At 70.3% G+C, this 23,130-nt stretch carries 21 protein-coding genes; 17 read left to right on the top strand and 4 right to left on the bottom strand.

The annotated features are described in order from the left end of the window. Positions 1 to 16 precede the first annotated feature (16 nt). A complete protein-coding gene (locus K8625_RS16280; protein ID WP_223783222.1) occupies positions 17 to 1,834 on the bottom strand; it encodes an ATPase in 1,818 nt (605 codons plus the stop codon). Positions 1,835 to 2,006: 172 nt separating this feature from the next. On the opposite strand from K8625_RS16280, the gene K8625_RS16275 reads away from it, so the two are divergent. After that, positions 2,007 to 2,783 (top strand): DUF6209 family protein, encoded by a 777-nt coding sequence (locus tag K8625_RS16275; RefSeq protein WP_223783221.1) that lies wholly within the window; start codon positions 2,007 to 2,009, stop codon positions 2,781 to 2,783. A gap of 53 nt (positions 2,784 to 2,836) precedes the next feature. Here the strand turns inward: K8625_RS16275 and K8625_RS16270 are convergent, their stop codons facing one another. Continuing rightward, positions 2,837 to 3,661, bottom strand: a complete 825-nt coding sequence (locus tag K8625_RS16270; RefSeq protein WP_223748727.1) for a hypothetical protein — start codon at positions 3,659 to 3,661, stop codon at positions 2,837 to 2,839. A gap of 443 nt (positions 3,662 to 4,104) precedes the next feature. Here K8625_RS16270 and K8625_RS16265 point away from each other — a divergent pair, with 443 nt between their 5' ends. Further along, on the top strand, positions 4,105 to 4,425 hold the full coding sequence (locus K8625_RS16265) for a hypothetical protein (protein WP_223783220.1): 321 nt from the start codon (positions 4,105 to 4,107) through the stop codon (positions 4,423 to 4,425). After that, the gene (locus K8625_RS16260) at positions 4,425 to 4,997 is read left to right on the top strand and encodes a 2OG-Fe(II) oxygenase (protein WP_223783219.1); all 573 of its coding nucleotides are present in this window, start codon (positions 4,425 to 4,427) and stop codon (positions 4,995 to 4,997) included. The genes K8625_RS16265 and K8625_RS16260 overlap by 1 nt, the downstream gene beginning before the upstream one ends. Before the next feature lie 12 nt (positions 4,998 to 5,009). Here the strand turns inward: K8625_RS16260 and K8625_RS16255 are convergent, their stop codons facing one another. Next, positions 5,010 to 5,849, bottom strand: coding sequence for a carbon-nitrogen hydrolase family protein (locus K8625_RS16255; RefSeq protein ID WP_223783218.1), 840 nt, complete (start codon positions 5,847 to 5,849; stop codon positions 5,010 to 5,012). A 74-nt stretch (positions 5,850 to 5,923) separates the two neighbouring features. Here K8625_RS16255 and K8625_RS16250 point away from each other — a divergent pair, with 74 nt between their 5' ends. Genes K8625_RS16250 through K8625_RS16200 form a run of 11 tightly spaced genes read left to right on the top strand, consistent with a single transcriptional unit; the run spans position 5,924 to position 15,936 of the window. Beyond that, positions 5,924 to 6,952 carry an acyl-CoA desaturase gene (locus K8625_RS16250; protein ID WP_223783217.1) on the top strand — a complete coding sequence of 343 codons (1,029 nt, stop codon included), beginning with the start codon at positions 5,924 to 5,926 and terminating at the stop codon, positions 6,950 to 6,952. Next, on the top strand, positions 6,933 to 7,205 hold the full coding sequence (locus K8625_RS16245; protein ID WP_141323960.1) for an acyl carrier protein: 273 nt from the start codon (positions 6,933 to 6,935) through the stop codon (positions 7,203 to 7,205). Before K8625_RS16250 ends, K8625_RS16245 begins: the two co-directional genes overlap by 20 nt. Next, on the top strand, positions 7,205 to 8,167 hold the full coding sequence (locus K8625_RS16240) for a cyclopropane-fatty-acyl-phospholipid synthase family protein (RefSeq protein ID WP_141323959.1): 963 nt from the start codon (positions 7,205 to 7,207) through the stop codon (positions 8,165 to 8,167). The genes K8625_RS16245 and K8625_RS16240 overlap by 1 nt, the downstream gene beginning before the upstream one ends. Positions 8,168 to 8,170: 3 nt before the next feature. Next, the gene (locus K8625_RS16235) at positions 8,171 to 8,959 is read left to right on the top strand and encodes a thioesterase II family protein (RefSeq protein ID WP_223783216.1); all 789 of its coding nucleotides are present in this window, start codon (positions 8,171 to 8,173) and stop codon (positions 8,957 to 8,959) included. Then, a complete protein-coding gene (locus K8625_RS16230; RefSeq protein WP_223783215.1) occupies positions 8,956 to 9,984 on the top strand; it encodes a zinc-dependent alcohol dehydrogenase in 1,029 nt (342 codons plus the stop codon). The genes K8625_RS16235 and K8625_RS16230 overlap by 4 nt, the downstream gene beginning before the upstream one ends. Positions 9,985 to 10,000: 16 nt before the next feature. After that, a complete protein-coding gene (locus K8625_RS16225; protein ID WP_141323956.1) occupies positions 10,001 to 11,002 on the top strand; it encodes an acyl-CoA desaturase in 1,002 nt (333 codons plus the stop codon). A 38-nt stretch (positions 11,003 to 11,040) separates the two neighbouring features. Beyond that, entirely contained in the window at positions 11,041 to 12,765 is a 1,725-nt protein-coding gene (locus K8625_RS16220; protein ID WP_223783214.1) for a fatty acyl-AMP ligase, read from the top strand. A gap of 15 nt (positions 12,766 to 12,780) precedes the next feature. Further along, positions 12,781 to 13,275 carry a GNAT family N-acetyltransferase gene (locus K8625_RS16215; protein WP_223748735.1) on the top strand — a complete coding sequence of 165 codons (495 nt, stop codon included), beginning with the start codon at positions 12,781 to 12,783 and terminating at the stop codon, positions 13,273 to 13,275. Continuing rightward, entirely contained in the window at positions 13,272 to 13,829 is a 558-nt protein-coding gene (locus tag K8625_RS16210; protein WP_141323953.1) for a GNAT family N-acetyltransferase, read from the top strand. The genes K8625_RS16215 and K8625_RS16210 overlap by 4 nt, the downstream gene beginning before the upstream one ends. Then, complete coding sequence (locus K8625_RS16205; protein ID WP_141323952.1) at positions 13,826 to 14,842, top strand: TauD/TfdA family dioxygenase; 1,017 nt, start codon at positions 13,826 to 13,828, stop codon at positions 14,840 to 14,842. Before K8625_RS16210 ends, K8625_RS16205 begins: the two co-directional genes overlap by 4 nt. A 2-nt stretch (positions 14,843 to 14,844) precedes the next feature. Continuing rightward, positions 14,845 to 15,936 carry an aminotransferase class I/II-fold pyridoxal phosphate-dependent enzyme gene (locus K8625_RS16200; RefSeq protein ID WP_223748736.1) on the top strand — a complete coding sequence of 364 codons (1,092 nt, stop codon included), beginning with the start codon at positions 14,845 to 14,847 and terminating at the stop codon, positions 15,934 to 15,936. A 9-nt stretch (positions 15,937 to 15,945) separates the two neighbouring features. Here the strand turns inward: K8625_RS16200 and K8625_RS16195 are convergent, their stop codons facing one another. Further along, the gene (locus K8625_RS16195; RefSeq protein WP_223783213.1) at positions 15,946 to 17,322 is read right to left on the bottom strand and encodes an FAD-binding oxidoreductase; all 1,377 of its coding nucleotides are present in this window, start codon (positions 17,320 to 17,322) and stop codon (positions 15,946 to 15,948) included. A gap of 96 nt (positions 17,323 to 17,418) precedes the next feature. On the opposite strand from K8625_RS16195, the gene K8625_RS16190 reads away from it, so the two are divergent. The 3 genes from K8625_RS16190 to K8625_RS16180 are packed head-to-tail and all read left to right on the top strand — an operon-like array spanning position 17,419 to position 23,113. Beyond that, on the top strand, positions 17,419 to 17,892 hold the full coding sequence (locus K8625_RS16190) for a hypothetical protein (RefSeq protein ID WP_223748738.1): 474 nt from the start codon (positions 17,419 to 17,421) through the stop codon (positions 17,890 to 17,892). Positions 17,893 to 17,906: 14 nt separating this feature from the next. Beyond that, positions 17,907 to 19,781, top strand: a complete 1,875-nt coding sequence (locus K8625_RS44460; RefSeq protein ID WP_223783212.1) for an alpha/beta fold hydrolase — start codon at positions 17,907 to 17,909, stop codon at positions 19,779 to 19,781. Next, positions 19,778 to 23,113 carry a non-ribosomal peptide synthetase gene (locus tag K8625_RS16180; protein ID WP_223783211.1) on the top strand — a complete coding sequence of 1,112 codons (3,336 nt, stop codon included), beginning with the start codon at positions 19,778 to 19,780 and terminating at the stop codon, positions 23,111 to 23,113. The genes K8625_RS44460 and K8625_RS16180 overlap by 4 nt, the downstream gene beginning before the upstream one ends. The last annotated feature ends 17 nt before the right edge of the window (positions 23,114 to 23,130 follow it).

Genomic DNA, 23,130 nt, shown 5'->3' with positions numbered 1-23,130 from the left:
GAGCGCTGAAGGGCCTTCAGCCCGCGGAGGCCGCGGTGGTCTCCGCGGGCTTGTCGAAGCGCACGAAGTAGCTGCGCACGGCGGCGTCCAGCAGCGCCGGGTCCAGGCGAGGCTCCTGCCCCATGTAATGGGACATGTCGATGACCTGGTCCAGCAGGTCGCGCGGCTGGCAGGCCGCGAAGGGCCGCTGGGTGGGCCGGTAGTGCTGCTCGATGAGGTAGTCGACCGCGTTGGCGTTGTAGGCCACGCCGCGCTTGCGACACATCACCTCGAAGATCTGATGGAACTGCTCCTCGTCCGGGCGCTGCACCTCCAGCTTGTAGCGGACGCGGCGCAGGAAGGCGTCGTCCACGAGCGCGCTGGGGTCCAGGTTGGTGGAGAAGGCGGCGAACACATCGAAGGGCACCTGCAGCTTCTTGCCGGTGTGCAGGGTGAGCATGTCGATGTCGCTCTCCAGCGGGACGATCCACCGGTTGAGCAGGTCCTTGGGGGAGACCTTCTGCCGGCCGAAGTCGTCGATGAGGAGCATCCCGTTGCTGGCCTTCATCTGGAACGGGGCCTCGTAGTACTTCACCTCCGGCGAGTACACGAGGTCGAGCATCTCCAGCGTCAGCTCACCGCCCACGACGACGAGCGGCCGCCGGCAGCGCACCCAGCGCCTGTCGTACGAGGGGGCCCCCTCCTCCTCCACGGGCTTGTGGAGGTTGCTGTCGAAGACGCGCACCACGAAGTCGTCGATGAGGATGGCGTGGGGGATGAAGATGTCCCCGTCGAAGCAGTTCACCATGCCCTGGCAGATGGCTGTCTTGCCATTGCCCGGCGGCCCGTAGAAGAAGATGGCGCGCCCGGAGTTCATCGCCGGACCGATGCCGTCGTAGATGTAGTCGCGGATGATGAGGTCGCCGAACTTGTCCTGCATCCGCGCGCGGGTGATGCGATTGCCGCGCACCGTCTGCTTCTTCACCGCCGCCACGTACTCCTGGAAGGGCACGGGCGCCGGACCGTTGTAGCGATTGCGGTCCGTGATCTGCCGGAGCACGTCCGTCACGAAGGGCGTGAGCTGGTAGATCATCGTCGACTTGCCCACGCCGGACGCGCCGCCGCCGCGGATGTCCACGTACTTCTGGCGGCGCAGGCCCTCGATGATGTCGTCGACGATGGAGGTGGGCAATTGCAGCCGGCTGGCCAGGTCCATGCCGCGCATCTCGCCGGCGAAGAACAGCGCCTTGAGCACCAGCTCCTCGACGAACGTGGCCGTGAGCCCCGTCTCGGACAGGTCGCGGGGCTGGGTGGGCCAGAAGCGGTCCGGAGCCCCGGGGCCGCCCGACTCGAGCGCGCGACGCGAGCCGGTGACGGCGGACCGGCGCTCCGGGCCTGAATAGGCCGGAGGAGGCACCGTCCTGCGCTCGGCGCCCCCGAAGGCACCACCACCGCCCGGGGCCGCGGCCTGGGGACGGCGCTCCGGGGCGCCCGGGGCGGCGGAGGGAGGACGGCGGGCGGCGCCCTCCTGGTTGGACACGATGACGGACGGCAGCGCGCCGGCCTGCGGGGGAGGACGGCGCTCGGCGCCCGGGCCCGGCTGGGCGGTGCGCCGCTCGGTGGGGAACTCCGGATCATCCGAGGGAGGCGGCTGGGGTCGCATGGAAGCACCGGGCCTGCGCTCGCCGAGCCCGGGGGACGCGCCGGCCAACGGGCCGCGGGCGCGCGGGGGGGAGCTGAGGACCGGGCTGGGGATGTCGGACTGCGCGGGCGTCTCCGTGGGGGTGGCGCTGCGACTCGAGTCGTCGCTCGACTCACCCGCCGTCGGGGGGGACGGCCTCCTGAACAGGGTCATTCGGTGCTCGCTCCAGGGTGTTCGCCAGCGAGCCTACCCGAAATGACGGGGGACAACGAGGCGCCCCGGGCGTGGGCCCCACGGGCCATGATGCGCGCGCCTCCCCATGGAGGGGGTCTGTCGCCGGCGTCCACGCCGGCCCGGGCCCGCCATTCACCCAGGAGCCACACTCTTGAAACACATCCTGACCCTGTTCACCCTGCCCCTGCTGTTCATCGCCAGCGCCGCCGCGGCCCAGGGCGCGCCCGGCATCTCCTTCCACGCCGACTGGACGCTCACCCAGTCCCGCACGCTGGTCGCGGGCGACGCGGTCCAGGTGACGTACGACACGAACCGGCTGCCGCAGTGCCGGCTCACGCTTCCGGATGGCACGCCGGGCTGGAGCCTCACCGGCCACTACCGCGTCAACGGCGGCCCCGAGGGCAGCTTCGACGTCGCGGGCCAGCCCACCGCCGGCGCCCCGCCCGTGGTGTCGCTGCCCTCGGAGGGCACGCTGGCGCTGTGGTTCCGCGTCTCGAGCCCCGGCTGCGAGCACTACGACTCCCACTTCGGCTCCAACTTCCAGTTCGCCGTGCGCGCGGCGGGCACTGCGCCGACGCCGACGTGGGTGTTCCAGGAGGGCTGGCTCGAGTACACGGTGGGCACCGTGAAGGCGGGACAGCCCTTCCTGGTGGACTACGACATCGACCGGCTGCCCGAGTGCCGCCTGCTCTACAACGGCGCGCCCACGTGGGAGGTCTGGGTGCACTACCGCTTCGACAACGGCGTCACCGGGAGCCAGAGCATCACGCAGGTCAGCGGCTACTCGCGCTACGGCGTCCCGGTGACACTCACCCCGCCCGCGGGCGCCCGCGCCGTGACGCTGTGGTTCGAGAACTGGGACCGCGGCTACTGCCGCCGCTGGGACTCCCTGCACGGACAGAACTACCGCCTCGCGCTGCAGCCGTAGGCATCCCGGTCGGCGCCCGCTCGTGGAGGAGCCGGGCGCCGACGCGTGGTGATTCAGAGCGCCAGGCTCTTCTCGATGTCCGCCAGCTTGAAGCGCGCCATCGCCAGGTTCGCGTTGGCGCGGTTCAGCGCGAGGTAGAAGAACAGACCGTCACGCGTCGAGAGCGGCCGGATGATGTGGTACTGCTCGCCGAGCGTGATGAGGATGTCCTCGATCTTGTCCTTGATGCCGATGACGCTCATCGCCTTCATCTTGGCGCGCACCACCTCGGTGTTCGCCGCGGCCGCCGTCTCGATGTTGAAGGCCGCGGTGCCGCCCTGGGAACCCAGACACATGCCGCTCTTCGCATCCACCAGGCACGCAGCGAACGCGCCTTCGATCTTCAGTGTCTCTTCCAGGGTCTGCTTCACGTTCGCCATGACTTCTCTTTCGACTGGGGGGTGGGTGGGGTGCTGCTCGACAGGGTGCACCAGCTCCTCCAGCGTGAACGTCAGCTGGCTGGAGTAGGTGCGCGGTTGGGGAACGAAGAGCGCCTGCGCATCCGGCACCGCCAGCAGCGCCTGGACGTGGCCGGCCATGTGCTCGCGCAGCAGGTCGCGCAACGTCTCGCGCGGTACCAGCCCCCACGACACCAACACCTCGCAGAAGTTGCCGCCACTCTTGCGACACTCCGCCATGACCTGCTCGACGTCGTCGCGCGTGACGAGCTGCTGGTGGATCAACACGGACGAGAAGTTCTGCACCCCGGGCCCGTTCAGGACCGCCCAGGCCACCTTCTGCCCGACGATGAAGATCCGCCCGGAGACGCTGGCGGACTTCACCACCACCTCACCTCCCTGGTGGCTCTCCAGGGCCTCATGAAGCACGGTGCGCAGCACAGGGCGTGAAACCTGGGTCACCGTTCGGGATGCTGGTTCCATGGAGTGGGTCCGGGACGCACCAGGTGTACTGATCTGCATATTCATCGCTCTGCGGGCAACTATATCCAGCCTCCCCGCAATATCGCAACCCGACTGCATTTTTCGCGGAAATCAGGCGATCTGGGTTCACCCCGCCCCAGACTCGGAGCGGATCCGACCCATCGCAGAGATCAACGAGGTTGGGAAGGAAATTTCCCGTAAGAATGCATACGCAGAGTATGCCTTGGCGCCGCCCAACCCAGGAGGCATGGGCCGGGCTCACGGGAGCCGACAGCCTGCCTGCTTCCCCACCATTCCCGACGCGGCCCCCTGCGTGGATTGCTCGATCATTGACAGTCGGCCCCTGAGTGACGCCGGGGGCGTGTGCAATCCATGCCGGCTGTCCGCGAGGCTTTCCGGTCATGAATGACATCCACTCGTTGCGGACCCATCTGGCCTTGAATGGCCGGATGCGGCTGGAGTTCCACGCCGCCCTGTCACGGTTCTTCAAGGAGCAGGGGCTCCCGCTCGACGAGAGGATCCTCGACTCCGCCACGTTGGCCACCGAGGAGGAATTGATGGCGCGCTCGCTGGCGGCGGCCTCCCCCGCCCCGAGCGCCCAGCCCCATTCCGCGCCCTACGCGATGAACGCCTACGCCGGCGCGTACCCGTCCTATTGGGGCTGGATGCCGACCTGGTACGCCTATCCCTACGCCTCCTACTACCCGACCCCGGGACGCTGATGGGCGCGCTCACCCCCGTGGAGGGTGCGGGCGGCATCCTCGAGTTCCCTGACGCGCTGACGGACACGAAGGCCCTGCTGGAGCTGGCGCGCGAGCCCGACGGCTGGCAGCCCACGGCGAACGCGTCCGTCACGGACAAGCACGCGAACATGCGCACCCTGGAGATGACGCTCCCGGCGCTCGCGCCCTACCGCGCGCTGGTGGAGGGCGCGCTGATCGACGCGGCGAACGCGCGGTGGAGTCTGTCGTTGCGCGAGCACCTGCCCCAGGCGCACCTGGTCCGCTACGAGCCCGGGCAGATGTACCCGCCACACTTCGACCACCTGGGCACCCCGGAGCGCTTCTTCACCGTCATCGGGTACCTCAACGACGACTACCAGGGCGGCGCCACCGTGTTCCCGGACCTGGCCCTGCGCATCGAGCCGCGCGCGGGGAAGGTCGCCGTCTTCCCCTCGCACTACTGTCATTACCCGGCGGACGTCACCTCCGGCACCAAGTACGTGGCCGTCACCTTCCTGCTGGGAAGGCGCCCCGGCCCCCGCGTGTTCCGCGCGCAGCCGCCCTGGCCCTGAAGCCGACGCACGCTATGACTCCAGGACCTCCGGCCCCCGGAAGTCCCGGTCATGCCCCAGCGACGGGAGCGCCCGGCGCGCCTCCTCCACGCGCGCCAGGTCGATCTCCGCCGTCACGAAGCCCGCCGAGTCCCCGCCCGCGTCCGCCAGCACCTCGCCCCAGGGGCTCACCACCAGCGAGTGCCCGTACGTGCGCCGCCCTCCCGCGTGGAGCCCCACCTGCGCGGGCGCGAACACGAAGCAGCCGGTCTCGATGGCGCGAGCCCGCAGCAGCACGTGCCAGTGCGCGCGCCCCGTGGGCACGGTGAAGGAGGACGGCAGCGTCAACAGCGTCGCGCCCGCATGCGCCAGCGCGCGCTGCAGGTGCCCGAAGCGCATGTCGTAGCAGATGCCCATTCCCAGCCCACCCCAGGGCGTGCGGGCCACCACCGCGCGCTCGCCCGGCCTGAAGACGGCGGACTCGCGGTAGCGCTCACCGTTGGGTAACTCCGCGTCGAACATGTGAATCTTGTCATACCAGGCCACCACCCGGCCCTCCGGGTCGATGACATAGGAGCGGTTGGCGCACCGCTCGCCCTCCACCTTGACGTGGATGGAGCCAATCAAAAACCAGACACCGTGTTCCCGCGCCAGGCCCTTCGCCGACATCAGCCCGGGGTGGTGCTCCTCTGCCACCACCTTCGACAATGTATCCTCGTGGTTTGCCCCTAGGAGCGTGGAGTTCTCCGGCGTCATCACAAAGTTCGCGCCGGCCGCCAATGCCTTGCGCGCCTGCTCCTCGATGAACGAAATATTTGGCGCCATTTCATTGCGCGCATTCACCTGGATGAGGCCGACGATGAGCTTCGACATGTCTCTCTTGGCTCCTTGACCAATAACGCGGTTGTCTTTATATACCGGCTTTCGGAAAGGGGCTTCGTTCCGCTATGTCCAACGCACTCGACGTGGACGGCCTGGAGGGCGACGCTCGGGAGGGCAAAGCCAGACGCCTGGCGATTGAGAGCCCCTTCCTCCGTCGGATGCAGCGCAGACACTTCTTCCTGTTCAACGTGGGCCCGTTGCTCGGGACGCTCGCGGCGGTGGGCTGGGCCTTCGTGCGGCCCATCGGCGCGCTGGAGCTGGGGTTGTTCGGGGTGATGTGGCTCATCACCGGGCTGGGCGTGTCGGCGGGCTACCACCGCTTCTTCACGCACCGCTCCTTCAAGGCGCCCACGCCCGTGCGCGTGGCGCTCGCCATCATGGGGAGCATGGCGGCGCTGGGGCCCGTCATCTCCTGGGCGGCCATGCACCGGCGTCACCACCGGCTGGCGGACCGCCCGGGGGACATGCACTCGCCCAACCTGCACGGCGCGGACTTCGGGGGCCGGGTGCGCGGGCTGGTCCACGCGCACTTCACGTGGATGCTCCAGCACGAGTATCCGAACATCGTGCACTACGTGCCCGACCTCCTGGAGGACCGGGCCATCGTCCGCGCCTCGCGCCACTACCAGACGTGGGTGGTGCTGGGGCTCGTCGTGCCGACGGCCATCGGCGCCCTGGTGACGCGGACCTGGGAGGGCGCGCTCGCGGGCTTCCTGTGGGGTGGCGTGGTGCGGATGTTCGTGGTGGCGCAGTCCATCTCCGCGCTGAACTCCATCCTCCACACGCTGGGCTCCCGGCCCTTCCAGCTGAAGGACAACAGCCGCAACAACCCGTTGTTGGGGATGCTCATCTGGGGCGAGGGCTGGCACCACAACCACCACGCCTTCCCCAGGTCCGCCTCGTTCGCCCTGGCCTGGTACCGGGTGGACCTCTCCTACTGGTTCATCCGCCTGCTCGAGAGGCTCGGGCTGGCCACGCACGTCATCGTCCCCACGCCGGAGCAGAAGGAAGCACGCCGCGCCCGCGCGGCCATCAAGGACAGCAACGCCCACCTACAGAGGAACGAAGCGACCCATGGAAGCCAAGGCTCATGACGCGGCGTCGATTCAGTCGTGGTGCATCAACTACGTGGCGAGGATCCTCGACACACCTCCATCCCGCATCGACCCCAACGTGGAGGTGGAGCGGCTGGGCCTGGACTCGTCCACGGCCGTGGCGTTGATCATGTCCCTGGAGGAGCACCTGGGCATCGAGCTGATGCCGGAGCTGCTCTTCGAGTACCCCACCCTCGCGTCCATCTCCAAGCACCTGGCCACGAAGCTGCCCTCGGCGGCGGGAGGCGCGTGATGGGCAGCCCGGCTCGGGTGGACGAGGCGCCCACCGGCACCGCCGCGGCGCTCCGGGAGCGCGAGGGCGACAAGTACGGCGGCTCACAGGAGGGCATCCAGGCGCACTACGACCACGACGCGCGCTTCTGGGAGCTGGTCCTCGGTCCGACGATGACCTACTCCTGCGCGCTCTTCGAGGACCCGGACGAGCCGCTGGAGCGGGCGCAGATCCGGAAGATCGACTGGCACCTGGCGAGCGCCAACGTGGCCAACGCGCGCACGGTGCTCGACGTGGGGTGCGGCTGGGGCTCGGTCCTGCGGCACACCTCCGCGCGTCCCTCCGTGGAGCGCACGGTGGGCCTCACCCTCAGCCCGCTGCAGGCCGACTACCTGCGCTCGCTGAACCTGCCCCGGGTGGAGGTGCGGGTGGAGAACTGGGCCACGCACGAGCCCGCCCGGCCCTACGACTCCATCATCTCCGTGGGCGCGCTGGAGCACTTCGCCAAGCGCGAGGAGACGCCCGAGGAGAAGGTCGCCGTCTACGCGGACTTCTTCGCGCGCTGCCACAAGTGGCTCACGCCGTCCGGACGGCTGTCCCTGCAGACCATCGCCTTCGGGGACATGCGGCGCGAGGACGCCAGCGACTTCATGAACCGGGAGATCTTCCCGGACTCGGACCTGCCCTTCCTCGGGGAGATCGTGGCCGCGGCCGAGGGGCTGTTCGAGATCGTCGCCTTCCGCAACGACAGGCTCCACTACGCGCGCACGTACGACCGGTGGGCCACCAACCTGCGCCGCCATCGCGCCGAGGCGGTGAAGCTCGTCGGCGAGGAGACGGTGGCGCGCACGGAGCGCTACTTCAAGCTCACCTCCATGGGCTTCCGCCTGGGCAAGCAGCACCTGCTGCGCTTCATGCTGCGGCCCATCTCGCCCCACTGGTCCGTCAACGGCACCGACCACTGGGGTCCCCGGGGCGCCTGAGCCATGTCCATCCACTCACCCTGGCTGCGCCACGCGGAGGGCACGGCTCCGCCCTCGGCGCGCCTGCTGTGCCTGGGCCACGCGGGCGGCGGCGCCTCCAGCTTCAATGGCTGGCGCGCCGTCCTGCCCGACTGGCTGGAGCTGGTGAAGGTCCAGCTCCCGGGCCGCGAGGACCGCAGGGACACGCCGCCGTGTGAGCGGGTGGAAGAGGTCTTGCCTCCGTTGTTCGCCCAGGTGCGCGCGCTGCTGGACCTGCCCCTGGTCATCTACGGGCACAGCATGGGCGCGCTCATCGCCTTCGAGCTGGCGAGCGAGCTGCGTCGCCAGCAGGAGCCCCTGCCGCTGGCGCTCTTCATCTCCGGCCGCCGCGCGCCGCACAAGCCGCTGCGGCCCGCGCACGAGCTGCACACGCTGCCGGAGCTGGCGCTGGTGGACCGGCTCCACGCGCTGGGCGGCATCCCCCCGGGGCTGCTCGGCACCGCGAAGCGCCGCGAGTACTACCTGCCCACCATCCGCGCGGACCTCGCCCTGTCGGACGAGTACGCGTACCGGCGCGAGCCTCCGTTGCCGTTCCCGCTGCACACGTTCATCGGAGAGCACGACAACCTGGTGGTCCGCGAGGACTGGGAGGCCTGGTCCGAGCTGGCGGGCGGCACCTTCACCCGGCGGGTGCTCCCGGGCGGCCACTTCTTCGGCAAGGAGGGCCAGGCCGTGCTCATCACCTCCATCGTGGAGGGCGTCCGCGCGACGCTGTCCGCGTCCACTCCCACTCCCCTGAGGTCCGCATCATGAAGCTCATGCGCGCCGCCTTCGCGGAGGCCATCGGCGAGCCCCTGAAGCTGCGCGAGGTCCCCATCCCCGAGCCCGGCCCCGGCGAGGTGCTGGTGCGAATCGCCGCCAGCGGCGTGTGCCACACGGACGTGAGCATCCTCGACGGCGAGTGGCCGATGAAGAAGCCCCGCTTCCCGGTGGTGCTGGGTCACGAGGCCACCGGCTACGTCGCGGGCCTGGGCGAGGGCGTGCGCTCGCACAAGGAGGGAGACCGCGTCGGCGTGTTCTGGCTGAACTCCGCCTGCGGCACGTGCGAGGACTGCGCCACGGACCACGAGCCCTTGTGCGTGCGCCAGGTGGGCACCGGCTACAACGTGAACGGCACCTACGCGGACTACTGCGTGGTGTCCGAGTCCTTCGCCGTGCCGCTGCCGGACGGGCCCTCCCTGGAGGAGCTGGCGCCCATCCTCTGCGCGGGCGTGACGAGCTACAAGGCGCTGAAGACGCTCGGCGCGCGGCCGGACTCGTGGGTCGTCGTCTCCGGCGTGGGCGGCGCGGGCCACCTGGCCATCCAGTACGCGACGGCGCTGGGGTTGAAGGTCGCCGCCGTCGACGTGAGCGCGGAGAAGGCGGCGCTGGCCGAGTCGCTCGGGGCGAGCTTCACCGTCAACGCAGAGAAGGAGTTCCCCGTCAACCGCATCGTCCACCGCACCGGGGGCGGCGCGCATGGCGTGGTGGTCACCACGGGCGCGGCGAAGGCGATGGAGCAAGGCGCGCGGATGCTCCGGCGGGCCGGGACGCTGATGGTGGTCGGCGTGGCGCCGGAGCCCCTGCCCTTGTCCGTGTTCGACCTGGTCATCAAGGGCCTGTCGGTGCGCGGGACGCTCATCGGAACCCGGCAGGACGTGCGCGAGGCGCTGGCGCTGGTGGCCGCCGGCAAGGTGCGGCCGCTGGTGGAGAGCAGGACGCTGGACGACGTCAACGGCGCCATCACCGCGCTGCGCCAGCGGCAGGTCCAGGGACGCCTGGTGTTGAGGATGACGTAGCACGCGGAGGAGCCCCATGGCCCACGTCGAGCAGGTCGCAGGCAAGCGGGACAAGAAGGCGGTGAGCAGCCCGTATCTGCACAAGCTGCAGCGCCGCCACTTCATCCTCTTCGACATCCTCCCCACGCTGGGCACCGTGGGCGCGCTGTGGCTCGCCTTCACCGTCCGGCCGCCCACGGCCCTGGACCTCACCCTGTTCGCGGTGATGTGGGCGCTGACGGGCTTCTCGGTCAGCATCGGCTTCCACCGGCTGTTCACCCATCGCGCCTTCAAGACGAGCACGCCCGTGCGCGTGCTGCTCACCGTCTTCGGCTGCATGGCGGCGCGCAGCTCCATGATCACCTGGACGTCGCAGCACCGGCGCCACCACGAGCTGGCGGACCATGAGGGCGACGTGCACTCGCCCAACCTGTTCGGCCAGACGTGGCGCCTGCGCCTCAAGGGCCTCTGGTACTCGCACTTCAGCTGGATGCTCAAGCACGAGTACCCCAACGTGGTGCACTACGTGCCGGACCTGCTGGCCGACAAGGCCATCATGAAGGCGGACCGGGGCTACCTGCGCTGGGCGGTGCTGGGGCTCGTCCTGCCCGGCGTCATCGCCGGCGCGCTGACGCAGAGCTGGCTGGGTGCGCTCACCGGCTTCTTGTGGGGCGGCGTGGTGCGCCAGTTCGTGGTGGCCCAGCAGGTGTCCGCGCTCAACTCGCTGACGCACATGTTCGGCACGCGGATGTTCAAGATGAAGGACAACCACAGCCACAACAACGCGCTCTTCGGCCTCATCACCTGGGGCGAGGGCTGGCACAACAACCACCACGCGTTCCCGGACTCGGCCAACTTCGGGTTCCGCTGGTACCAGCTGGACCCGGGCTATTGGATCATCCGCGTCATGGAGGCGGTGGGGCTCGTCTGGGACGTGAAGCGCCCGGACGCAGAGCGCATCGCCGGCCGCATCCAGCGCCTGGAGGCGCTCGACGAGCCCGCCGCCGAGCCCACCGCTGGCGCCCGGATGCCGGGCTGAGTCCCCCGTTCCCCACGACCTGCTTGCGCGAGGCTTCCATGCAGACCCGCTACCCCTCCCTCGTCACCGCGCTGCGCACCCATGCCTCCGACCACCCCGAGGACCGCGCCTACGTCTTCCTGGGCGAGCGCGGGGAGGAGGCCGCCGTCCTGACGTACGCGGAGCTGGACCGACGCGCCACCGCGCTCGCCAGGGTGATGGCCGCGAAGGCGGGCCCCGGTGAGCGCGCGCTCCTGGCCTTCCCTCCGGGCCTGGAGTTCCTCGTCGCCTTCTTCGCCTGCCAGTACGCGGGCATCGTGGCGGTGCCCACCATCCTCCCGCGCCAGATGCGCCTGCGCGACTCCAGCATCTCCATCGTCGAGGACTGCGCGCCCAGGCTCGGCCTCACCACCGCCGCGGCTCGCGAGGCCGTGAGCGCCGCCTATGCGCAGGTGCCCGCCGCCCGGAGCATGGAGTGGCTGGGCGTGGATGCGAACGCCACCGACGACAGCGGGCCGCCGCTCGCGGTGAGGGAGCCGGACCCGAACGCCATCACACTCCTGCAGTACACGTCCGGGTCCACGTCGGCGCCCAAGGGCGTGATGGTCAGCCACGGCAACCTGTGCGCGAACGTGGAGATGATCAGCCAGGGCGGCGACCTGTGGCGCCACGCGACGCGCGTCGGGTGGATTCCGATGTACCACGACATGGGGCTCATCTTTAACGCCCTCCAGGGCGCGTACGTCGGCGCGCAGTGCGTGCTGATGTCGCCCCAGGCCTTCGTCGCGCATCCGCTGTCGTGGCCTCGCGCCATCAGCACGTACCGAGCGGAGATGGCCATCGCGCCGAACTTCGCCTACGACCTGTGCCTGGAGAAGTACGACGCGGAGCGGATGAAGGGCACGGACCTGTCGTGCTGGGAGCTGGCGCTCAACGGCGCCGAGCCCGTGCGCGCCAGCACCATCACCCGCTTCGCGGAGGTCTTCGCCGCCCACGGCCTCCCCCGCTTCTCGCCGCGCCCCACCTACGGCATGGCGGAGGCCACCCTTCAAATCTCCGTGGGCAAGCGCGGCAGTCCGCCCCGGCTGTGGAACGTGGGGCGTGAGTCACTGCAGAAGGATCGCGCGCTGGCGCCCGCGCCCGGTGAGCGCTCGCAGGACCTGGTCGGCTGCGGCAGGGCCCTCACCGGCGAGAAGCTGGCCATCGTCGCGCCCGACTCGCACCAGCGGCTCCCCCCCGGGCACGTGGGGGAGATCTGGGTGCACGGCCCCAACGTCGCGCACGGGTACTGGCAGAAAGCGGACGCCACGCGGGAGATCTTCGAGGCCCGCATCGTCGGCGAGGACGGCGCCACGTGGCTGCGCACCGGGGACCTGGGTTGCATGGACGACACCGGCGAGCTGTTCATCACCGGTCGTCTCAAGGACATCCTCATCATCCGGGGCTCCAACTTCTACCCCCAGGACCTGGAGCTGACGGCGGAGAAGAGCCACCCCGCGATCCGCCGGGGACACTCGGCCGCCTTCACGCTGGCGGGCTCGCAGGAGCAGGAGCAGCTGGTCATCGCGTGCGAGGTGCGCGAGGACCAGGTCGCCGGCCTGGACGTGGCGGACGTCGTCGGCGCGGTGCGACGCGCGGTGGTCCACGAGCATGAGCTCACCACCTACAAAGTGCTGCTCACGACCTCCGGGGCAATACCGCGCACCACCAGCGGGAAGATACGACGCAAGGCCACCCGTGAGCTCTGGCAGAAGGAGCAGCTGCCCCTCGTCGGTCAGAGCTAGCGGGAGGAGGATGGCATGGGAGCGATTCGACGACTGGAGCCCACCGACCTGCCCGCCGCGGTCCGCATCTGCAACGCGGAGATTGCGCGAGGTGGCTCCACCTGGGGACCGGCGGAGCTGACCGCCGACCAGCTGGGGGCGCGGCTCTCCGGCGGGCCCCGGCCGCTGGAGTCCTGGGTGTGGGAGGACACGCCGGGCGAGCTGGCGGGCTGGGGTGCCCTGACCAGCCACACGCAACGCGACATCTACGACACCATCGCGGAGGTGGCGCTCTTCGTCGATGAGCCCAAGCGCCGCCATGGCATCGGCCGGGAGCTGGCGCAGCACGCGCTGGCCCGGGCACGCGCGCTGGAGCTGCGGGCGCTGGTGGTGCTCGTGCAGCCCACGCCCGCGTTCCTCATCGCGTGGTGTGTGCGCCAGGGCTTCCGCAACGTGGGCTGGCTCAAGGGCGTGGTGCCCGTGGGCGCCGAGTGGCGTGACACCCTCGTCTTCCAGAGGACGCTGACATGATGAGGCCCGCCGAGGAGCGAGACGCGCCCGCGCTGGCGCGCATCTACAACCAGGCGATGAAGCCGGGCATCTACGCCGTCCCGGTGAACAAGCCCGTCACCGCCGAGGACCGCGTCGCGTGGCTCAAGCGCTTCCAGGCGCCCTTCGGCGCGTGGGTCTACGAGACCCCGTCCGGTGACGTGCAGGGCTGGTGTTCGCTCATCCCCTTCGCCGTCCGGCCGTCCTACCCGGGCATCGCGGAGATCTCCGCGTACGTGGACGAGACGCATCGCGCGAGCGGCATCGGCGGCCTGCTCCTGGCGTGTCTGGTATCCGAGGCCCGCAAACGCGGGCTGCGCTCGTTGGTGTCGCTGGCGTTCGAGAAGAACGTGGTCAGCATCTCCGGCTGTCTGCAGGCGGGCTTCCGGCCCATGGCCCTGCTGCCGGGCGTGGCGACCTTCGGCGACCACTTCGAGAACGTGGCGTGGATCCAGAAGGACCTCCTGGAGGAGGACCCGCCCGCGCTGCGTCACCTGCTGGAGAAGGTTCCATCGAGTCGAGGAGGCGCACGGTGATTCGTTTCGAGGAGACCTTCGTGGGTGACGAGCCGCTCCCCCGGGTCTGGCGCATCACCCAGGGACAGGACGCCTCGCGCGAGCAGATGGTGGACTGGCTGCGCGAGCACAAGGGCGCGCTCAACGCCGCCCGGGACCGACATGGCGCGGTGCTGGTGCGCGGCTTCCAGGCGCTGGACTCCGCGCCGGCCTTCGCGGACGTGCTGGGCGCCATCGCCAATGACTTGATGGAGTACGTGGGCGGCACGGCGCCTCGCAAGGTCGTCCACGGCCGCGTCACCACGGCGTCCGGACTGCCGGGGACGCACTCGCTCGCGCTGCATCAGGAGATGGCCTACCAGGCCAGCCGCCCCGACGCGCTGGCGCTGTTCTGCGAGGTGCCCCCCGACGAGATGGGCGAGACACCCCTCGCCGACGCGCGGAAGGTGACCGAGCGGCTGGACGCGGGCGTGCGCGCGCGGTTCGACGCCCAGGGGGTCGGCGTGCGGCGCGCCCTGCGCAGCCCGTCCACCGGCGAGGAGAACAGCATCCCCCGTCCCTGGAACCAGGTGTTCCTCACCACGGACCGGGACGAGGTGGAGCGCATCGCGCGCGAGAAGGAATGGAAGGTGGAGTGGCGCCCGGACGAGTCCATGCTGCTGTGGCAGCAGGTGCTCCCCGCCTTCAAGGCCCACCCGCGCACCGGGGAGCGCGTCTGGGCGAACCAGGTCCACTACCACATGCCGGAGTGCATGGTGCGCTGGGCGCTGCGCGATGGCCGCTCCGCGGACGCGGCGGACCTGCGGCGACAGATGGCCGAGACGCCGGAGCTGATGGACCACTGCTTCCACCGCGACGGCACCCGCGTGTCCGCCGAGGACGCGGAGCACGTCTGGGACGTGCTCGAGCAGTCGGAGGTCCCCCTGCGTTGGGAGCGCGGTGACGTGCTGCTGCTCGACAACGTCCTGGCCATGCACGGCCGCCGCCAGTACCGGGGCCAGCGCCGCATCCTCGTCGGGATGATCAAGGACTGACGATGCCTCCCTCCTTCTCCCATCTGGTGGCCTCGCTGAACCTGTCGCAGCCGTTCCCGGGGCGGCGGGAGCTGGAGCGCAAGCGGGGGCGCCCCTACCGGGTCCGGCTGGGCGCCAACGAGTGTCTGTTCGGCGTGTCCCCCGCCGTCTCGCGGGTGCTGGCCACGCGCGGCGGTGAGCTGCCCTACTACTCGGACCCCGCGCAGTTCGAGCTGCGGACGGCGATCGCCCAGGGCCGGGGCTTGACGCACGAGCACGTGGTGGTGGCGGAGGGAATCGAAGGGCTGCTCGGCCTCTTCTCGCGGGCCTACCTGGACCCGGGCGACACCGCGGTGACCTCGCTCGGCGGCTACCCCAGCTTCGACTACTACGTGCGCGGCTGTGGCGGGCGACTGGTCCACGTGCCGTACACCCGCGCCGGATGGAACGACCTGGACGCGCTGGTCGACGCCGCGCGACGACAGCGCGCGAAGCTGCTGTATCTGGCCAATCCGGACAACCCCACGGGCACGCACCATGGCCCCGCGGAGCTGGAGCGGCTGCTGGACCAGCTCCCCGAGGAGTGCCTGCTGCTGCTCGACGAGGCCTACGTCGAGTTCGCGGACCCGGGCAGCGTGCTCCCCTTCACGCGCAGCCGCCCCAACCTGGTGCGGCTGCGCACGTTCTCCAAGGCCCATGGCCTGGCGGCCGCGCGCGTGGGCTATGCGCTCGCGTCTCCCGAGCAGGTGTCGACGCTGGACCGCATCCGTCAGCACTTCGCGGTGAGTCAGCTCTCCCAGGAGCTGGCGCTGGCGGCCTGGCGGGATGTCGACTTCCTGGGCCAGGTGATTGGCGCGACGCGCGAGGGACGGGAGCACTACGCCGAGCTGGCCCGGCGCGTGGGCGCGACAGTGCTCCCCAGCTCCGCCAACTTCGTGAGCTTCGACTTCGGCGGCACCACGCGGGCCCGAGCGGTCGCGCGCTGGCTGGACGAGAAGGACATCCTCGTGCGCCATCCCTCGGAGCCCTTCGGTCAGCTCGTGCGAATCACCGTGGGGCCGCTGGCGGCCCGCGAGCTGCTGGCGGAGGCGCTCGCCTCCGTCCCGAATCCCTGACGCGCCCGCTCACTCCGGGCGGTGGAGCTCGAACACCTTGCCCGGATTGAGGATGCCATGCGGGTCCAGGGCCTGCTTGAGCACGCGCATCACGGCCAGCTCGGCCTCGCTCCGCGAGCGCCACAGGTGCCCCTTCTTGAGCAGCCCGATTCCGTGCTCCGCGGAGACCGAGCTCGTCTGCCGCTCCAGCGTCCCATAGACGATGTCGTCGACGTCGCCGTGCGCGTCCGAGCCTCCCGCGCCGATGGACAGGTGCAGGTTCCCATCCGCGAGGTGTCCGAAGACATGGCAGTGGTGCGCGGCGCCGAAGCGCTCCGCGAGCCGCGCCTTCACCCGCGCGACATAGTCCTCCATCGCGTCCAGGGGCAGGCTGACGTCGTAGGAGAAGACGGGGCCGGTGCGCTTGAGCGGGTCCAGCTCCTCGCGCAGGCTCCACATCTCGCGGCGCTGCGAGGCGCTGGTGGCCACCGCCGAGTGGGCGAGGAGCCCCTGCGACTCCGCCTGGGCCAGGGCCGACAGCAGCGTCTCGCCGCCCTCCTCCGCCCGGGGCCCCATGGTCTCCACCAGCACGTAGTACTCACACCCCGCGGGGAGGATGGGCCGGCCGCGCGAGGGAGGCGTGGTCATCAAGTCGTAGAACGAGCGCCACATCACCTCGAACGAGGTGAGCTCGCCCTGGAGTCCCGCCTCCATCACCCCGAGGAAGCGGGCCAGGCGCTCGAAGCCGTCCACCGCCACCAGCGCCGTGTGGTGCCCCCTGGGCATGGGCCGCAGCCGCAGCACCACCCGCGTCACCAGCCCCAGCGTGCCCTCCGAGCCGATGAACAGGTGCTTCAGGTCATAGCCCGCGTTGTTCTTGAGCATCTTCCCGCGCGAGTCCACCACCGTGCCGTCGGCCAGCACCGCCTCCAGGCCCAGCACCGCCTCCCGCATCATCCCGAAGCGCAGCACGCGCGTGCCGCCCGCGTTCGTGGCCACGGTGCCTCCCACGGTGGCGCTGCCGCGAGCCCCCAGGTCCACGGGCACCATCAACCCCACCTCCTCCGCCGCCTCCTGCGCCGCCTGCAACGGCACTCCGGCCTGCGCCGTCAGGCAGCGATTGAGGACATCCACCTCCTCGACGCGCCGCATCCGGTCGAACGCGAGCGCCACCTCGTCCACCCCGCACACGGCGCCGTGCACCAGCCCCGTCAGCCCCCCCTGCGCGACCACGGGCCGACGGGCCTGATGACACAGCGCGAGCACCCGGCTCACGTCCTCGGTGTCACGGGGCAGCAACAGCACGGATGACCGGCTCCCCGGCGCCATCCGCCGGGTGGCATCCACCCCCGTCAAGACAGACTCCGGTCCGATGGACTGCCGCAACCGAGCAATCAATGACTCCATGGCTGCTCTCTCCAAAAGAAGACACTCCACCCCTGGCGACGCATTGACCGTGACAATCCTTTACAATAGCATCCTCCAACTTTCCGGGAGGGACTCATGGCGAATGGGCGGCCTGGGGCTTCCGCGGACTCCGTCTACAAGCAATTGGAGTCCGCCTACAACGCATTCATGCTCGAACTGGGAGGGTCCTCGAACGAGGCCCAGCGGCGGGTCTTCATGGCCGCGCAGCAACCCTGGGACGGTGGCAAGGATTACGCCACGGCCCACGCGGAGCATCGCCAGCGGATCGACGACGCCTGGAAGGACGTCGACCTCACCCAGCGTTATCTGAATGCATTGAAGGATTACAAATCCGCGGTCGAGAAGGTCATGGCCAACACGGATGTCCATGCCCTGGACTCGATTGCGCTGATGGCCTGGTCGCAGACCTTTCATCACATCGCCATGTATGGCTATTGGCTGAACGACCCGGGGGTGCTGGGGAAGAGCGACACGCCCTCGGGAGGTGCTGAGCGCATCGAGCCGGATCCCAGCAGGAAGCCCACGCCGCCCCCCGCTCCCCCGAAGTAGCCCGAGCGCGCTCCGTGAGCCGCACGGTGCTGATGTTCGGAGTGGAGAGCCTCCTCGGCAGCCACCTGGTGGCGGACGCGTTGTTGTCGCCCCGGGAGCCGGGAGAGCTCGTCCATTGTGGGGTGTCGAGCCCGCCGCTCCAGGGAGCCCGCACGGGGCCCCTGGAGGCCATCCGTCACGCCGCGAGACACCTCGCGCCGACGATGTCGGAGGGCGTCCGCGAGGAGCTGCTGGCCACGCGCCTGCGCTGGGTCGTTCCAGGGGCGTGGGACGCACCGGTGGACGAGCTGTGGTGTCTGTCGTCGGCGGCCCTGGAGATGTTGCCGCGCTCGCGCATCGGCGAGCTGAACCTGGTGAGCCAACCCTCCGTGTCGACGGAGGAGCTGGAGCGTCAGCTCGCGGGGCCGTGCGGGGCACGGGACATCCCCTGGCGGCTGTTCCGCCCGGGGCTCCTGCTGGGCGTGCCCTCCGAGGAAGGCACGGGCTGGAGTGAAGGGCTGCTGCCGCTGCTCTCGGCCCTGCACACGCTGAAGCACGAGGTCGAGGAGCGTGCCCCCGGGTACTTCGACCACCACGCGCTGCGGGTACGCGCCCCCATCGACGCGCAACCGAGCGTCCTGCCGGTCCACCACGCCGTGAAGCTGTCGCGCGGACTGGCGAGCCGTCTCGACACCCGAGGCCGAGTCCTCGACCTCGTCGCGCCCGTGCCCCTTCCCTTCGCGGAGCTCTGCGAGCACCTGGGCCTGGAGTATGGGCTGAGCCTGCTCGCCGTCGGTCCGCATGAATCCCTGGCGCCCGTGGACCGGCTGTTCCAGCTGCGGCTCCGGGACTTCGAGCGACACCTGCACGTGTCACCACCTCGGGGCTCCGAGGAGCTCTACGCCTTCGCGGGCGTGGAGCCGCGAGCGCTGACGATGGAGCCCAGGGCCTGGCGCTCGATGTTCCGCGCCGTGAGGAAGGCCCAGGACATGGCCCACGCGGAGCGGCGGCGGAGGGTCGACACGGTCTGGTCCTCGCTGCGACGCTCGACAGTGGCCGTCGGTGGCGACTCGGAGCTGACGTGCCTCTCCGGAGGCATGGGGGAGCCCCCGGTGGTCATCCTCAATGCGCTGGGACAGGGCCTGCGCTACTGGGCGCGGCTGTTGGAGTGTCTGCTCTCCAAGGGACGCCGCGTCCTGCTCTGGGAGCCACGGGAAGCGACGCGCCCTCTGCTCCTCGAGGACCAGGTGAAGGACCTGGAGGCGGTGCTCAACGCGGAGGGTGTCTCCCGCTGCCACCTGGTGGGCTGGTGCACCGGCGCCTCGGTGGCGGTGGAGTTCAGCCTCCGGCACCCGGACGTCGTCGTCTCGTCGGTGTTCCTCAATCCGTCGTTCAAGTGCGACGGCGGCCCGAAGGAGCTGGACACCGACTACGAGGAGACGCTGGAGCCGCTGTTCCGGATGCTCGACCGGCGCCCTGCGATGGTGTCCTCGGTGACGAACTCCCTGCGGACCCGCGCGAGCGCGCACCCGCCCGACTCCACCGAGGTCCTCACCCTGATGAACCGGGACCTCGAGACGGAGGTGCTGGCGCCGTTCCGGACGGAGGCGTCGACGCTCGACTACGCCCGGCAGCTCATCGACTTCTGGGCCTATGACGTCCGGGCCCGGGCCCGGGAGGTCCGCGCGCCCGTGCTGCTGTTGGGAGGTGAGCTGGACCGGGTGGCCTCGTCCGCGGCGGCCTGTGAAGTGGCTCGGCGCTTTGCCGACGGACGCTACCTGGAGGTCCACGCCGGGACGCACTACTGCCTCTATGACCGGCCCGCGCTCGTGGCCGAGGTGATGGAGCGGTTCTTCGAGGACCCGCGCCAGGTGGATGGCCTGTCCGGAGAAGTGGAGCACGTGAGATGAGCCAGCGCGTCGGCGAGCGCATCGCCAACCTCTCGCCCGAGAAACGCGCCCTGCTGGAGCGTCGCCTGCTCAGGCCCACCGCCGCGCCGGACCGCATCCCGAGGCGCCCCGGGGACTCCGGCCCACCCCCGCTGTCCTTCGCGCAGCAGCGGCTGTGGTTCCTGGAGCAGTTGGAGCCGGGCAATCCGTTCTACAACCTGCCGCTCGCCACGCGCTTCCGGGGCCTGCTCTGGCCCTCCAGGCTGGAGGAGGCGCTGAGCGAGGTGGTGCGCCGTCACGAGGTGCTCCGGACCACGTTCGTCCTCCAGGACGGGGAGCCGACCCAGCGCGTGGCGGCGCACCGCGCGCTCACGTTGCCGGTGGTCGACCTGAGCGAGCTTCCCCCCGAGCAGCGAGAAGTGGAGGCCGCGCGACGCACCGCCATCGAGGCCCACCGCCCCTTCCGCCTCACCGAGGAGCCACCGCTGCGCGCCACCCTCTTCCGACTGGCCGAGGACGACCACGTGCTGGTGCTGGGCATGCACCACATCGTCTCGGATGGCTGGTCGATGGGCGTGCTCGCTCGCGAGGTCTCCGCGCTGTATGCCGCGTTCAGCGCCGGCCAGCCATCACCGCTCCCGGAGCTTCCCATCCAGTACGCGGACTTCGCGGTGTGGCAGCGCGACTGGCTGCGCGGCGACGTGCTGCGACGGCACCTCTCCTACTGGAAGCAGCGGCTGGCGGGGATGCCCACCCTGCTGGACCTGCCCACGGACCGGCCGCGCCCTCCGGTGCAGGTGTTCCGAGGCGCCACGTACACCTTCCCGATTCAAGCCTCCACGGTGGAGGGGCTTCGCGCCGTGGGCCGCGAGCTCAACGCCACGCTCTTCATGACGCTGCTGGCGGCGGTGGATGTGCTGCTCCAGCGCTACAGCCGACAGACGGACGTGGTGGTGGGCGCGCCCATCGCCAATCGGACCCGGGTGGAGACGGAGGGGTTGATCGGCTTCTTCGTCAACACGCTGGTCCTGCGCGCGGACCTGTCGGGGGACCCGACCTTCCGTGAGCTGGTGGCCCGCGTACGGGACGTGACGCTGGAGGCCTTCGCGCATCAGGAGCTCCCCTTCGACCGCCTGGTGGAGGAGCTCCAGCCCGAGCGCAACCTGTCCCACAACCCGCTCTTCCAGGTGATGTTCATCCTGCAGAACGCGCAGGCGAACCTGGAGGCGAGCACCCGCTTCGCCGCGCCGCAGTTCAGCGCCGGGACGTCGAAGTTCGACCTCACCGTGTGCGCCATGGAGACGACGGACGGCGGGCTGCTCATGGCCCTGGAGTACAACACCAGCCTGTTCGACGCGCCCACCCTGGTGAGCCTCGCGGAGAACCTCCAGGCCCTCCTGGCGAGCGCGGCGTCCCATCCGGAGCGGCGCATCTCGCGGCTCTCGATGAGCCCGCATGGCGAGGCACACGACGTCCCGCGCGACGAAGGCGACGCGCCGGACTTCGAGCTGCTCCATCAGCTCTGTGAGCGACAGGCGAGGCTCCGCCCGGAGGCGCTCGCGCTGGAGTCACCTGGTCGCACGCTGACGTATGGCCAGCTCAATGCACGGTCGAACCAGCTGGCGCGACGCCTGCGTGCGCTGGGCGTTGGCCCGGAGGTCCCCGTGAGCGTGTGCATGGAGCGCTCACCAGACCTGGTCGTCGTCGTGCTGGCCCTCTGGAAGGCCGGGGGTGTCTACGTCCCGCTGGACCCGGCGCATCCCCAGGACCGCATGGCGTATGTGCTGGAGGACTCGGGAGCGCGGCTCGTCGTGACGGAGGAGGCGCTATGCGAGCGGCTGCCGCCCTTCCCGGGAACACGGCTCACGGTGGACACGCTCTGGGACGCGCTGGAGGACGAGGACCCAAGCGACCTGCGTCCCCAGGCCACACCGGACAACCTGGCGTATGTCATCTACACCTCCGGCTCCACGGGGCGCCCCAAGGGCGTGGCGGTGGCCCACCGCACCGTGTGCAACGCGGCCGAGGCCGAGCAGCGCCTCTTCGATCTGCCGCCCTCGGCCCGCATCCTCCAGTTCTCCGCGTGGACCTTCGATGTCTCGCTGTTCGAGCTGCTGCTGGCGCTGCGCTCGGGCGGGACGCTCTATCTGGCGCCGACGAAGGCGCTGCTGCCCGGAGCCCCGCTGCTGGAGCTGCTGAAGGAGCAGCGCATCCACGCTGTCACGCTGCCCCCTTCCTCGCTGGCCGCGCTGCCCTGGGCGGAGCTTCCCGAGCTGCGGATGATGGTGGTGGGCGGAGAGGCCTGTCCCCTGGAGCTGGTGACGCGCTGGGGGCGTGGACGGCGACTGTTCAACGTCTACGGTCCCACCGAGGGCTCCATCTGGAGCACCTGCGCGCTGTGCCCCGAGGACCTCCAGGTCACGCCGCCCATCGGCAGGTCACTGCCTGGCGTCCGCACGTATGTCCTGGACGCGAACCTGGAGCCCGTCCCGTTCGGCGTCCCGGGTGAGCTGTACCTGGGGGGCGCGTGTGTCTCGCGCGGCTATCACCGACGGCCGGACCTCACCGGGGAGCGCTTCCTGCCGGACCCCTTCTCCACCGAGCCCGGCGCGCGCATGTACCGCACCGGCGACGTGGTGCGCCGTCAGCGCGAGGGCGACCTGTGCTTCGTGGGCCGCGCGGACGAGATGGTGAAGGTCCGCGGCTACCGGATTGAGCCCGCGGAGGTCGAAGCGGCCCTGTTGAGCCGACCCGAGGTGCAGGCCGCCGCGGTGGTGGCCGAGCGCGCCGGCACCGATGGCGCGCGCCTGCTCGCATATGTCGTCCCCAAGGAGGGGCAGTCGGTCGACCCGGCGAACCTGCGGGGGGCGCTCCGGCGAGCGCTGCCGGAGTACATGGTCCCCGCCGCGTTCATTCCGCTGGAGTCACTGCCCAGGACCTCGCACGGGAAGCTGGACCGCCGTGCGCTTCCAGCCGTGAGTCGGGATGCGCTCGCCCGGGCACGCGCGGAGCCGGTTGCGCCCCGCACCGCCACCGAGGCCCTGGTGGCGCGCGTGTGGGGCGAGGTCCTGGAGCTTCAGCGCGTCGGCGTGCTCGATGACTTCTTCGACCTGGGAGGCCACTCGTTGCTGGCCACCCGCATCGTGTCCCGGCTGTCCGCCGCGGCCGGGGTGGAGCTCCCGCTGCGCACCCTCTTCGAGCGGCCCACGGTGGCCGCGCTGGCGCAGGCGCTCGACACTTCGCGAGACAGCGGCGCGAAGTCCACCGAGCCGGCCCTCCTGCCGCTCGACAGGCAGGCACGACGCATCCCCATCCCCGTCGTCGGAAAGGACGCGCCCACCTCGGGGGTGTGAGCACCCACGAGCCGCGT

Source organism: Myxococcus sp. AS-1-15 (genome assembly GCF_020037055.1).
GTDB classification, from domain to species: Bacteria; Myxococcota; Myxococcia; order Myxococcales; family Myxococcaceae; genus Myxococcus; species Myxococcus fulvus.
This window is presented reverse-complemented; position numbering and strand designations above follow the sequence as displayed.

Bases quoted from the DNA above. Each gene is read 5' to 3' on its own strand.
- K8625_RS16280 (WP_223783222.1), bottom strand. From the start codon at position 1,834: ATGACCCTGTTCAGGAGGCCGTCCCCCCCGACGGCGGGTGAGTCGAGC.
- K8625_RS16265 (WP_223783220.1), top strand. From the start codon at position 4,105: ATGAATGACATCCACTCGTTGCGGACCCATCTGGCCTTGAATGGCCGG.
- K8625_RS16260 (WP_223783219.1), top strand. From the start codon at position 4,425: ATGGGCGCGCTCACCCCCGTGGAGGGTGCGGGCGGCATCCTCGAGTTC.
- K8625_RS16255 (WP_223783218.1), bottom strand. From the start codon at position 5,849: ATGTCGAAGCTCATCGTCGGCCTCATCCAGGTGAATGCGCGCAATGAA.
- K8625_RS16250 (WP_223783217.1), top strand. From the start codon at position 5,924: ATGTCCAACGCACTCGACGTGGACGGCCTGGAGGGCGACGCTCGGGAG.
- K8625_RS16245 (WP_141323960.1), top strand. From the start codon at position 6,933: ATGGAAGCCAAGGCTCATGACGCGGCGTCGATTCAGTCGTGGTGCATC.
- K8625_RS16240 (WP_141323959.1), top strand. From the start codon at position 7,205: ATGGGCAGCCCGGCTCGGGTGGACGAGGCGCCCACCGGCACCGCCGCG.
- K8625_RS16235 (WP_223783216.1), top strand. From the start codon at position 8,171: ATGTCCATCCACTCACCCTGGCTGCGCCACGCGGAGGGCACGGCTCCG.
- K8625_RS16230 (WP_223783215.1), top strand. From the start codon at position 8,956: ATGAAGCTCATGCGCGCCGCCTTCGCGGAGGCCATCGGCGAGCCCCTG.
- K8625_RS16225 (WP_141323956.1), top strand. From the start codon at position 10,001: ATGGCCCACGTCGAGCAGGTCGCAGGCAAGCGGGACAAGAAGGCGGTG.
- K8625_RS16220 (WP_223783214.1), top strand. From the start codon at position 11,041: ATGCAGACCCGCTACCCCTCCCTCGTCACCGCGCTGCGCACCCATGCC.
- K8625_RS16215 (WP_223748735.1), top strand. From the start codon at position 12,781: ATGGGAGCGATTCGACGACTGGAGCCCACCGACCTGCCCGCCGCGGTC.
- K8625_RS16210 (WP_141323953.1), top strand. From the start codon at position 13,272: ATGATGAGGCCCGCCGAGGAGCGAGACGCGCCCGCGCTGGCGCGCATC.
- K8625_RS16200 (WP_223748736.1), top strand. From the start codon at position 14,845: ATGCCTCCCTCCTTCTCCCATCTGGTGGCCTCGCTGAACCTGTCGCAG.
- K8625_RS16195 (WP_223783213.1), bottom strand. From the start codon at position 17,322: ATGGAGTCATTGATTGCTCGGTTGCGGCAGTCCATCGGACCGGAGTCT.
- K8625_RS16190 (WP_223748738.1), top strand. From the start codon at position 17,419: ATGGCGAATGGGCGGCCTGGGGCTTCCGCGGACTCCGTCTACAAGCAA.
- K8625_RS16180 (WP_223783211.1), top strand. From the start codon at position 19,778: ATGAGCCAGCGCGTCGGCGAGCGCATCGCCAACCTCTCGCCCGAGAAA.